Source organism: Pseudomonas sp. Leaf48 (assembly GCF_001421885.1).
Lineage (GTDB): Bacteria > Pseudomonadota > Gammaproteobacteria > Pseudomonadales > Pseudomonadaceae > Aquipseudomonas.
Genome location: NZ_LMLH01000033.1, coordinates 16246 through 27992, shown reverse-complemented (window position 1 = coordinate 27992; position 11747 = coordinate 16246). Strand labels below are relative to the sequence as shown.

Annotated in this window: 12 protein-coding genes; 10 read left to right on the top strand and 2 right to left on the bottom strand. The window is 58.0% G+C overall.

Annotated features, from left to right (window positions below):
- The first annotated feature begins 28 nt into the window (after positions 1 to 28).
- The 3 genes from ASE98_RS24550 to ASE98_RS24540 all read left to right on the top strand — a co-directional run bounded on the left by ASE98_RS24550 (position 29) and on the right by ASE98_RS24540 (position 3523).
- Entirely contained in the window at positions 29 to 508 is a 480-nt protein-coding gene (locus ASE98_RS24550; RefSeq protein ID WP_060543909.1) for an Lrp/AsnC family transcriptional regulator, read from the top strand.
- Between the two features lie 145 nt (positions 509 to 653).
- The gene (locus ASE98_RS24545; RefSeq protein WP_060543908.1) at positions 654 to 2126 is read left to right on the top strand and encodes an NAD-dependent succinate-semialdehyde dehydrogenase; all 1473 of its coding nucleotides are present in this window, start codon (positions 654 to 656) and stop codon (positions 2124 to 2126) included.
- Positions 2127 to 2137: 11 nt separating this feature from the next.
- Positions 2138 to 3523 carry an aspartate aminotransferase family protein gene (locus ASE98_RS24540; protein WP_060543907.1) on the top strand — a complete coding sequence of 462 codons (1386 nt, stop codon included), beginning with the start codon at positions 2138 to 2140 and terminating at the stop codon, positions 3521 to 3523.
- A 406-nt stretch (positions 3524 to 3929) separates the two neighbouring features.
- On the opposite strand, the gene ASE98_RS24535 is transcribed toward ASE98_RS24540, so the two are convergent.
- A complete protein-coding gene (locus ASE98_RS24535) occupies positions 3930 to 4472 on the bottom strand; it encodes a cytochrome b (protein WP_060543906.1) in 543 nt (180 codons plus the stop codon).
- 199 nt (positions 4473 to 4671) lie between these two features.
- Here ASE98_RS24535 and ASE98_RS24530 point away from each other — a divergent pair, with 199 nt between their 5' ends.
- From ASE98_RS24530 to ASE98_RS24500, 7 genes are read left to right on the top strand one after another with little or no spacing between them, the layout of a single operon-like run.
- A complete protein-coding gene (locus ASE98_RS24530) occupies positions 4672 to 5349 on the top strand; it encodes a thermostable hemolysin (RefSeq protein WP_060543905.1) in 678 nt (225 codons plus the stop codon).
- Complete coding sequence (locus ASE98_RS24525) at positions 5339 to 6820, top strand: AMP-binding protein (protein ID WP_060543904.1); 1482 nt, start codon at positions 5339 to 5341, stop codon at positions 6818 to 6820. Before ASE98_RS24530 ends, ASE98_RS24525 begins: the two co-directional genes overlap by 11 nt.
- Positions 6817 to 7491 carry a TenA family transcriptional regulator gene (locus ASE98_RS24520; protein ID WP_060543903.1) on the top strand — a complete coding sequence of 225 codons (675 nt, stop codon included), beginning with the start codon at positions 6817 to 6819 and terminating at the stop codon, positions 7489 to 7491. Before ASE98_RS24525 ends, ASE98_RS24520 begins: the two co-directional genes overlap by 4 nt.
- Positions 7478 to 8287, top strand: coding sequence for an SDR family oxidoreductase (locus ASE98_RS24515; protein WP_060543902.1), 810 nt, complete (start codon positions 7478 to 7480; stop codon positions 8285 to 8287). The genes ASE98_RS24520 and ASE98_RS24515 overlap by 14 nt, the downstream gene beginning before the upstream one ends.
- Entirely contained in the window at positions 8284 to 8928 is a 645-nt protein-coding gene (locus tag ASE98_RS24510) for a tetratricopeptide repeat protein (protein WP_060543901.1), read from the top strand. The genes ASE98_RS24515 and ASE98_RS24510 overlap by 4 nt, the downstream gene beginning before the upstream one ends.
- A gap of 11 nt (positions 8929 to 8939) precedes the next feature.
- Positions 8940 to 9602, top strand: a complete 663-nt coding sequence (locus ASE98_RS24505) for a response regulator (RefSeq protein WP_060543900.1) — start codon at positions 8940 to 8942, stop codon at positions 9600 to 9602.
- A complete protein-coding gene (locus tag ASE98_RS24500) occupies positions 9599 to 10972 on the top strand; it encodes an ATP-binding protein (protein WP_060543899.1) in 1374 nt (457 codons plus the stop codon). Before ASE98_RS24505 ends, ASE98_RS24500 begins: the two co-directional genes overlap by 4 nt.
- A gap of 138 nt (positions 10973 to 11110) precedes the next feature.
- Here the strand turns inward: ASE98_RS24500 and ASE98_RS24495 are convergent, their stop codons facing one another.
- Positions 11111 to 11536 carry a potassium channel family protein gene (locus tag ASE98_RS24495; protein ID WP_060543898.1) on the bottom strand — a complete coding sequence of 142 codons (426 nt, stop codon included), beginning with the start codon at positions 11534 to 11536 and terminating at the stop codon, positions 11111 to 11113.
- Positions 11537 to 11747 lie beyond the last annotated feature (211 nt).

Genomic DNA, 11747 nt, shown 5'->3' with positions numbered 1-11747 from the left:
TCCTACTCATTCAGGAGATCCTCGACCCATGCACAAGCTCGATCGCTATGACCTGAAAATCCTGCGAATCCTCGCCGAAGACGGTCGGATCACCAAGTCGAGCTTGGCCGAGGCGATCAATCTCTCGGTGACCCCGGCGTGGGAGCGGGTTCGCAAGTTGGAGTCGCTTGGGCTGATAAAGGGCTACCGGGCACTGATCGACTGGAACGCGGTGTTCAAAAGCCAGCAGGTGCTGGTGGAAATCACCCTAGCCCGACACACCGCCCAGGACATGCGGCGGTTCGAGCAACGCATGAACGAGGCCGCCGAAGTGGCATTCTGTTACGCCACCGGTGGCGGTGTTGATTACATGGCGATGATCCAGGCGCCGGACATTGACCATTACCAGCGGTTTATCGACCAGTTGTTGCTCGATGACCTGGGCATTGAGCGCTACTTTACCTACATCGTCACTAAAACCATCAAGACCGCGGGTGCCTTGCCGGCCGAGGTGGCGCAAGAACCATAAATCGGGGCAAAACCTTCACCGCAAAAAGTCCCTGTTTACCGGCGTTCAATCAGAAAAAACCTATGGTTACACCCCGCCAAACGCCAAATCATCTTGGCTGCGCTGCCCTAGCATGGATTCACGCACACGGTTTGGAGTGAACGCCATGACATACAAACATCCGCTGTTGTTCAAAGCACTTTGCTACGTAGACGGCCATTGGGTCCACAGTGACAGCGGCCATAGCGTCGCCGTGCACAATCCGGCCGATCAGAAGTTAATCGGTCATGTGCCGATGCTCGATCAGCCTCAGATCATCGCCGCCGTAGATGCCGCACACCGGGCGTTTTCAGCCTGGCGTGAACAAAGCCTCGATGACCGCGGAACGATTCTGCGGCGCTGGGCGGCGTTGATCCTTGAGCATCAGGAAGACCTGGCGCGGATTCTCAGCCAGGAACAAGGCAAGCCCCTGGCCGAATCACGCGGCGAAATCGCCTACGCCGCCAGTTTCATTCCATGGTTTGCCGAAGAAGCGCGGCGCCTTTACGGGCAGAACATCCCCAGCCATATCCCCGGCGCGCATCTGGGCACGATCAAGGAACCGGTTGGCGTCTGTGCACTGCTGACGCCGTGGAATTTTCCTTCGGCGATGATCACCCGCAAAGCCGCCGCCGCATTGGCCGCCGGTTGCACTGTGGTCATCAAACCGGCCCACGAAACGCCGTATTCGGCATTGGCCCTGGCACAACTGGCAGAAGAGGCGGGCTTCCCGGCCGGCGTGTTCAACGTGGTGCTGGGCGAACCGCAAATGACCATGCAAACCCTGGTGCAGGACACTCGCGTGCGTTCGGTCAGCTTCACCGGCTCGACCCGGGTCGGCAAGTTGGTGCTGCAAGCGGCGGCCCAGGACGTGAAGAAAGTGTCGCTGGAACTGGGCGGAAACGCGCCGTTTATTGTCTGCGCCGATGCCGATCTGGAGCTGGCGGTGAAAGTCGCGGTAGAGGCCAAGTTCCAGACCTCGGGCCAGGATTGCTGCGCGGCCAATCGGATTATGGTCGAACGCTCGATTTATCCGGCGTTCCTCAACCGCTTTGCCTCTGCGGTGCGCGAACTGCGGGTCGGCCCGGCACTGGTGGGTGATCAAGAGCAAAGTGTCGACATCGGCCCGCTGATGCATCAGGCCGCCTTCGATGTGACCGCCGAGCGTGTGGCTGATGCGCTGAAGCTGGGCGCGCAACGTCTGGTGGGCGGCGAAGCGCATGCCCTCGGCGGATTGTTCTATCAGCCGACGGTGCTTGCCGACGTTACGCCGCAGATGCGTATCTACCGCGAAGAGAATTTCGCGCCGATTGCTGGCGTCATGCCTTTCGACACCCTCGAGCAAGCCATCGAAATGGCCAACGACACCGAATACGGTCTGGCTGCCTACATTTGTTCCAACCGCCTGGACCTAATCTACCCCCTGATTCGCCGCCTCGACCACGCCATGGTCGCAGTCAATGGCGTCAAGTTCACCGGCCATCCGATCCCGTTCGGTGGCATGAAAGCCTCGGGGTTGGGCCGCGAGGGCGGTGCCGAGGGCTTCGAAGCCTTTGTCGAAACCAAATACTTTTGCCTGCACCATCAAGGCCAGTTCTAAGGAGATCCGCCATGAGCCAAAAACTCGATTCGTTGTTCGAACAAGACCGTGCGCACTTCATGCACCCGTCGACCCATGCCCATGACCACGCCAGCGGCACGCTCAAGGGACGCATCATCAAGAGCGCGTCAGGCATTCGTATCCGCGACCACGAAGGCCGCGACTTCATCGACGCCTTTGCCGGGCTGTACTGCGTGAACATCGGCTACGGGCGCACCGAAGTCGCTGATGCGATCTACAAGCAGGCAAAGGAGTTGGCCTATTACCACACCTATGTCGGGCACTCGACCGAAGCGATCATCGAGCTGTCGAGTCGCATCATCGACTGGGCGCCGGAGGGCATGAAGAAGGTCTACTACGGCCTGTCCGGTTCCGACGCCAACGAAACCCAGATCAAACTAGTGCGTTACTACAACAACGTATTGGGTCGCCCGCAGAAGAAGAAAATCATCTCCCGTGATCGCGGTTATCACGGTTCAGGCATCATGACCGGCAGCCTGACCGGCCTACCGACTTTCCACCAGCATTTCGACCTCCCGGCCGAAGGCGTTAAACATACCATTTGTCCGCACTGGTACCGCAAGGCACCGGCAGGTATGGATGAAGCCACTTTCGTGCGCTATTGCGCCGACGAGCTGGAGAAAATGATCCTGGCCGAAGGGCCGGACACCGTCGCCGCGTTCATCGGCGAACCGCTGATGGGCACCGGCGGCATCATCGTTCCGCCGGCCGGCTATTGGGCGGCCATACAAGCGGTGTTGAACAAATACGACGTGTTGTTGATCGCCGACGAAGTGGTCTGCGCCTTCGGTCGCCTGGGTTCGAAGATGGGCAGTCAGCGCTATGGCATGCGTCCTGACCTGATCACCACGGCCAAAGGCCTGACCAGTGCCTATGCGCCTTTGTCGGCAGTGATTGTCGGTGAAAAAGTCTGGGACGTGATCGAAAAAGCCTCCGAATCTCAAGGTGCCATGGGACATGGCTGGACGTACTCCGGGCATCCGATCTGCGCGGCGGCGGCCCTGGCCAACCTCGACATCCTGGAGCGGGAAAACCTGACGGCCAACGCAGAGAAGGTTGGCAGTTATCTGAATCGTCGGTTGCGGGAAGTATTGGAAGGTCATCCGCTTGTAGGCGAAGTGCGTGGCGACGGCATGCTTGCCGCAGTCGAGTTCATGGCCGATCGTGAGCAACGCACACCATTCGATGCTGCATTGAAGATCGGTCCGAAAGTATCGGCAGCCTGTCTTGAACGCGGAATGATTGCCCGAGCGATGCCCCATGGCGACATTCTCGGCTTTGCACCACCGTTGATCTTGACCGAGGAGGAGGCCGACCTGATAGTCGACATCACCAAAAGTGCGGTCGATCACGTGGCCAGCGAGATACTGGGCTAAGCCTTGCCGCTCATCCCTCCCTCCCCAAAAAACCGTTCGATCCTTCACCGTTCGGGTGGTTTTTTGTATCGCCAGTTTTGGCCTTATCGTGAATGAGCTGCGAATAGAAGATTGTGACTACATAAACTCATTTTGGGAGTAAGGAGGCCCGGAGATGAACTGCTGAAGGCCCATCGAATGACTGCTTTTGGCCGACTACTGCCCTTCGCGACAGGCAGAAATCGGAAAATTGTGGTCACTGAGGAAGGGAGCAGTAAGTCGGTTGCTACCCTTCATGAACGGCGGCAACCGATCTATTGCGTCCATTGTCCTGACCAAAATTGGCAGCGTGTTGCAAGTCTCAAAGGGACAAACGGACCAATGCAAGTCATTGGGCTGATGCAGACAAACAACAAGGGAAAAGCCTTCAACGCTTTGGCAGCATCCGGGTCAAGGTGTTATCGCCCACATAGTAGTGATGGAACAACCCCGCCAACGCGTGCAGACCGATCAACCAGTAACCGGTGCTGCCGAGTAGCTCGTGCCAATACTTGAGCTGCTTTGCCAAGTCAGGGTCGACCGCTATTGGCGCTGGCAGAAAAAAACCGAAATAGGACACCGGTTTCCCCCCTGCGGCCAGCATCAGCCAGGCCAGTAACGGAGTAACGATCATCAGCACATAGAGTGCCAGATGCATCAGGTAGGACAACGCCGTCTGCCAAGTGGGCAGCGCCGGTGTAATAGGCGGGCGCGGTTTCAGCCGCCCAATCAAGCGGACCCAGACCAGGGCAAAAATGCTCAGTCCGAACATACCGTGCAGCCCGAGAAACAAACTTCGCAAATGATCGCCTTTCGGCAACAATCCTTTGATTTCAATGCAGCTGTACACGCCGACAAACAGCGCCAGCATCAACCAGTGCATCATGATCGAGAGTGTTGCGTAGCGATTTAGGGTTGTATTGCGAATCATCCTGGGCCTCATGCAAGTCATTGGCCGCCAGCTCATTCGAGCAGCCTGGTTGGTTGTCGTCAAATTGATGTTCGCCACATTGCCCACCGAGTCTTAAGGCAATCTGAAGACAGCTTCCGCCCATTTTTCTCACCTTCAGACTTCGTTAAGAAATGCCATTGATACTTCCCCTCAATTGCTCCGGGGGAGGTATTTTCCAATGTCCGATTTCAACTGGAATATTCAGTTGCCGCTGCACCTTGGCCAGGCCGAAGCAGCGCCGATGCAGCTCGCCAGAGCATTGCCGGGTGATTCGCACCGCGGTGCCTTCGAGTGCTTTATCCAGCAACGCTTTCGTAAAGCCCACGGTGCCGACATTCGCCATTTCATGCCGGAACTGTTCGGCATGAGCGACGCGTCCGGCGGGCTGTGTGCAGTGGCGGGGATACGTCTCGCAAACGCCGGACCGCTATTTCTGGAGGGTTACCTGGACGAGGCAATCGAGTTGCTGATCAGTGCCAGCGCCAACAATAGCGTGGACCGATCGGCGGTCGTCGAGGTCGGTAATCTGGCGGCCAGCGATACCGGAAGCGCGCGGATGAGCATCGTTGCGATGACCTATTTGCTCGCTATGGGTGGGCTGGAATGGGTGGCCTTCACTGGCAGCGTGGGATTGGTGAACAGCTTTCATCGCCTGGGTTTGAACCCCGTGACGCTGTGTGCGGCCGACCCGGCGCGGCTTGGCGAGGAACGGTACGCCTGGGGTAGCTACTACGAGAGCAAGCCTTGGGTCCACTTTGGCAATATCCGCGCCGGATTCATACATTTACGAAACATCGGTCTGTTCAGTCGGCTGGGCTTGCCAACCTCCATTGAAGGCGCCTGCCATGTCGCCTGAACTTGAACGATTCAAACAGGCGCTGCGTAACCATGCCGAGCAAAAATCCAATGTCACCGCGTTGTGGGGCGATAACCGCAAGCTGAACTACGCCAACCTGTACGCGGAAGTGATGCAGCGTCAGCAGTGCCTGCGCGATGAACAGGTCAAGGTTGTTGCGCTGGCGCTGGACAACGGTGTCGATGCGATGCTCTGGGATTTGGCCGTGTTGTTCGAAGGTTTGACCTGCGTGACCTTGCCGCCTTTTTTCAATCCGGCGCAACGTAAGCATTGCCTGGAACAAAGCCAGGCCGAACGGGTGATTGCCGAACCGTCCATGCATGATGAACTGCAAGCAGCCGGATACCGGAAAAGCGGTGAGTTCTGGCATCGCACCTTCAGCAACCCGAGCCCTATGCCCGAAGGCACCGCCAAGTTGACCTTCACCTCCGGCACCACCGGGACGCCCAAGGGTGTGTGTTTGAGCGCGGACAGCATTTTGCGTGTCACCCGTGAGCTGGATCTGGCGAGCAAACCCACCCATCCGCGTCACCATCTTGCGCTGCTGCCATTGGCCATCCTGCTGGAGAACATCGGATGTTATGCGGCCTTGTTCGCTGGCGCGACCTTGAGTCTGCCCAGCGAGAAAACCCTGGGTATTCGAGGTGCCAGTGGCGTTGATGTGCCATCGCTGCTGGGATGCCTGGCGAGCCGGTCGCCCCAGAGCCTGATTCTGGTGCCCCAGTTGCTGTTGGTACTGGTCAGCACTGCTGAACAAAAAGCCTTCGATCCACAGGGCTTGCGCTTTGTCGCCGTGGGCGGTGCGCGGGTTTGCGAAGATCTACTGCATCGTGCTCAACGCGTGGGTATACCGGTTTTCGAGGGGTACGGACTGTCGGAGTGCGCCTCGGTGGTCTGCCTCAATCGTCCGCAAACGCAACGCCCCGGCAGTGTCGGCCAGCCGCTGCCCCATGTAGAGATTCGCTTGGCCGATGACGGCGAGGTGTTGATCAAGGGGGGATCCTTGCTGGGCTATCTGGGAGAAGCACCGCATACCGCTGAGTGGTGGCCCAGTGGCGATCTCGGCGAGTTCGATGCCGACGGCTTTCTCTACCTCAAGGGGCGCAAGAAACATCAGTTCGTGACCAGTTTCGGCCGCAACGTCAACCCCGACTGGGTGGAGGCCGAACTGACGCAGCGCGGGCCTGTCGCTCAGGCCTTCGTCTATGGCGAGGCCATGCCCGGCAACCACGCGCTGCTCTGGCCGCATCGACCGGACTGCCCCGACGAACAATTGGCCGCCGCCGTGGCCCAGGCCAACGAGGCCTTGCCGGATTACGCCCGGATCCATCACTGGACCCGGCTCGATCAACCCTTTACCCCCGGCAACGGCTTGCTCACCGCCAATGGCCGGCCCCGCCGCGATGCCATCGTTGAACGCTATCGGGCGCAATTGGCTGGATCTGTATTTTCCGAGGAAATCGTACCATGAGTTTTTTTGACCGATTGCAAGAAGCCACTCACCAGGAACGCACTGAGCTGTTCAATTTACCGATCATCCGTAACGCGCTGGAGGGCGACGTCAGCCTGGAAAGCTATCGGGCTTTTCTGGAACAGGCCTATTACCACGTGCGTCATACCGTGCCATTGATGATGGCCTGCGGCGCACGCTTGCCATTACGGCTGGAATGGCTGCGCGAAGCGGTGTGTGAATACATTGATGACGAGTATGGCCATGAACAATGGGTCCTCAATGACATTGAAGCCTGTGGTGGTGACAGAAACGCCGTACGCGACGGGCATCCGTCCTTGCCGATCGAGCTGATGGTCAGCTTTCTCTATGACCTGATTGCCAGGGATAACCCGGTGGGATTGTTCGGCATGGTCAATGTGCTTGAAGGTACCAGCATCGCTCTGGCCACTCACGCCGCCGGCAGTATTCGCGAACGCCTGGAGCTGCCAGAAAGCGCCTTCACCTACCTCAGTTCCCATGGCTCGCTGGATATCGAACACATGCAGACCTATAGCCTCCTGATGAATCAGCTCGAAGACCCGGGCGATCAGGCTGCCGTCATTCACGCCTCCAAAGTGGTGTACCGACTCTACGCCGATATGTTCCGTGGCTTGCCACGTAACGGGGAGAGCCTGCATGCGCCTATCTGAAGCTCGCGTCGTATTGACCGGTGCTAGCGGTGGCATCGGCCTGGCCATCGCCACAGCCCTGTGCTCCAGTGGTGCCCGGGTTTTGGCCGTGGCTCGGCATCGGGAACCCTTGGTGCCGCTGCTTGATCTTTATCCCCGCAACCTGTGCTGGATCGGTGCCGACCTGACGTCACTCGCCGACCGCCGCGAAGTGCTGGCGGAGGCCGAAAGCATCGGCGGCATCAACCTGCTGATCAATGCTGCCGGGGTCAATCATTTCGCCATGCTCGAACAGTTGGATGACAGTGAGATCAGCGCGATGCTGGCAGTGAACATCACTGCGCCGATCTGCCTGACAAAACTCCTGCTGCCACTGCTGAAACAGGCCGATACGGCCATGGTGGTGAATGTCGGCTCGACCTACGGCTCCATCGGCTACCCCGGCTACGCCAGTTATTGCGCCACCAAGTTTGCGTTGCGCGGTTTCTCCGAAGCCCTGCGCCGGGAGCTGGCAGACACCCGGGTCAACGTGCTTTACGTCGCTCCGCGCGCCACCCGCACCAGCATGAACAGCCCGGCAGCCCAGGCACTGAACGATGCGCTGAAGGCCAACGTCGACGATCCGCAAACGGTAGCGGCCGCCGTGATTCATGCCATTGCCGGTGACCGTCGCGACTTGTACCTGGGCTGGCCGGAACGTTTTTTTGTCCGCCTCAACAGCTTGTTGCCCCATCTGGTGGATCGAGGGCTGCGCAAGCAACTGCCGCTGATCCGCCGCTTGAGCCAGAAACCCGATCAGGAGCATCTCAAACCATGAACAAGATCATCGCTTGCCTTCTGCTTGGCGTCTTGAGCCAGAGTGTCTGGGCACTGGATGCCGCCGACCAGCAACGCCTTAACGGGATCCAGCAAAGCTGGGCGCACATTCAATATGAGTTGCCGGAGGGACAACGAACCGATGCCTTCGAAAAACTGGCTGCGCAGGCTTCGAGTTTCACGCAAGAGCGTCAGAACGTCGCCGAGGCCTGGATCTGGTCCGGTATCGTCACCAGCAGTTGGGCCGGTGCCCAGGGAGGGCTCGGTGCGTTGAGCAAGGTCAAGCAAGCGAAAACCGATCTGGAAAAAGCCCTGGCCCTGGACCCCAAGGCTCTGCAAGGCTCGGCCTACACCAGCCTCGGTGCGCTGTACGACCGTGTGCCGGGCTGGCCCATCGGTTTTGGCGACTCGGACAAGGCCGAACAATTGCTCAAAGTGGCGTTGCAAATGAACCCGAATGGTATCGATAGCCTGTACTTCTGGGGCGATCACCTCTACCGTCAAAAGCGCTACGCTGAAGCCAAAGCCGCGCTGCAAAAAGCACTGACGGCCGCGCCTCGGCCTGGTCGTGAAAGCGCTGATGCCGGGCGCCGCAAAGAAATTGAAGCGCTGTTGGTGGACGTAAACAAAAAACTCGGCTGACAGGAGTGCCTGTGCGTTTATTACTGATCGAGGATGACGTGGCGCTCGGCGAGGGTATCCATCAGGCCCTCACCCGGGAAGGTTACACCGTTGACTGGTTGCAGGATGGCAGCAGTGCCTTGCACTCGCTGCTCAGTGAAACTTTCGATCTGGCGATACTAGACCTTGGCCTGCCACGTATTGATGGTCTCGAAGTACTCAGACGCCTGCGTGACAGTGGCTCCAATCTGCCGGTGCTGATCCTGACCGCGAGAGATGCCACCGAAGACCGCATCGCCGGACTGGATGCCGGCGCTGATGACTACCTGATCAAGCCATTTGACCTGGCAGAGTTGAAAGCCCGTTTACGAGCGCTTCTGCGGCGCAGTGCCGGCCGTGCACAATCGTTGATCGAACACGCCGGCATCAGTCTGAACCCGGGTACTCAGCAAGTCAGCTACAAGGGGCAGCCAGTCGCCCTGACACCGAAGGAATACCAGCTGCTACACGAATTGCTTTCTCCTGCGGGCCGGGTGATGACGCGTGATCATCTGATGCAACTGCTATACGGCTGGAATGAGGAAGCCGAAAGTAACACCCTGGAAGTACACATTCATCACCTGCGCAAGAAGTTCTCCAGCGGTTTGATTCGCACGGTCCGTGGCGTCGGTTATTTGGTGGAGGAGCGTCAATGACCTCGATCAGGCGTCGCACCCTGACCCTGATCATTGGCCTGATGCTGGCGGGTATTGCCGTGATCAGCGTGCTCAACCTGCACGACAGCAACCATGAAATTGCCGAAGTCTATGATGCCCAGTTGGCGCAAAACGCTCGCCTGTTACAGGGCGTCATGCGCATGCCCATGGCGAGCATAGAACACGCTGATCTCTATCAGGCCTTTAACCAGGCCCTGAGTGAGGCGGATCCGAGGGTCGATGGGCATCCCTATGAAACCAAGATTGCCTTTCAGGTCTGGAACATTAATGACGAAGTGCTGGTACACACGGCCAGTGCACCATCGTTCAGCGCACCGCCACGAAAACCGGGCTTCAGCGATATAGTCGATTTGAACAACCGCCACTGGCGCGCTTTCCTGCTCGAGGATAAACAGAACAAATTGCGCATCTGGGTGGGCGAGCGAGACGATGTGCGGTCAGATCTGGTTGACCGAATCGTACGCCACACGTTGTGGCCCAATATTTTGGGCAGTTTGATGCTGGCCGCCATGATCTGGCTGGCCATCGGCTGGGGATTGAAGCCTTTGGTCAACATGGCTGCAACGCTGCGAGCGAGGCATCCCGGCTCACTCGAGCCCTTGCAGTTGACACCACTACCGACCGAGCTTGAGCCGATGCAGGCAGCCCTCAACCGAATGCTCGCGCAGATTCAGGAAGTCATGGGGCGTGAGCGACGTTTCATCGCTGACGCCGCCCACGAAATGCGCACACCACTCGCCGTGCTGAGGGTGCATGCGCAGAACCTGATGGAGGCGGGGAGTGAGCAGGAGCGTCGTGCATCGCTTGAGCACTTGATTGCCGGCGTGGACCGTACCAGTCGGCTGGTTAATCAATTACTCACGATGGCTCGTATCGAGCCACAAGGAAGAACGCAGCCACCTGCACCGATTGACCTGGCAGCCACCGTCCGCGAGAGCCTGGTCCAGTTGACCCCCTGGTTGTTGAGCAAGGATCTGGAACTGGTTTTCGATGTCAGCGACGACATTGGCCTTGTAAGAGTCGACCCAGCAGCCATCGATATTGCCTTGAACAATCTGGTCACCAACGCGGCGAATTTTTCCCCGCTTCACGGACTTGTCACCGTGAGGCTGAGTAAAAAGGAAATTGGCTACGAACTGTCTGTCGAGGATGAAGGACCGGGTATCGATGAGGGGGATCGCGATCGGCTCTTCGAGCGTTTCTACAGTCGCGGAAATGATCAGGGCGCGGGGTTGGGCCTGACCATTGTTCAGGCCATTGCCCATCGATATGGTGGGCAGGTCAGCCTCGAGAATCGCGTCCCCAAAGGATTGCGCGCTACTTTGGAAATTGGTCGCTCAGACCGTTAGAAACGGATTGCTGCCTATCGCTAACAGCAGCAATCGGTTCATCTTTCGATATGGGCAGCACATCCGAGCACATTCTGTATCAGGTGCCGTGCTGCGTTCTGGCGGTTTAGATCGAATTGGATACGAGTGGAATCGGGACTATTTGAGCTTCCAGTATTTCTGCATTTCCAGAAACAGAAAGGAGGCGGTCCAAGTGATGAGCACCAGCCCGGTCAGGGCTTGCAGGCCGGTCAGGTACTTGAGGTGGCCCACCGGTGATATATCGCCGAAGCCGATTGTCGTGTAGGTCGTGAAGGAAAAGTAAGCGCAGTCCATGAGAGAACCGTCGAAATTACCTGTCAGGCTCCCCCATTTCCCGGAGTGCACCATCAGATAGTAAACCATGGCGAAGCACCAGACCTCTATCACATGGGCCAGGAGGGCGCCGAATACCCCGACGACGATTCTGAAGCGGCTCCACAGCTTGAGCCGGGGCAGCCAATCATTCAGACGTAACAGACATTCGTAGTGGATTACTACGGCGATGATGACCACCAGCGTATTGATCAGGGTGACTGCCAGCATGGCAAATCTCCAGCGATAGGGGCGATGGTGAGTCAGAGTATTTCTACACCAAGAAACCGGAAACTCGTTGAGCTGAATCAACAACGTTTTAAGTAATCGAAAGCCAGTCGTTCCGTTAACGATAGCTGCTGATTAGTTGATAAAACTCAGGTCTCCCACGGCTAACGCCAAATAATCGAACTGCCGCTTTCCAGTCGCAACAAGTCGACAG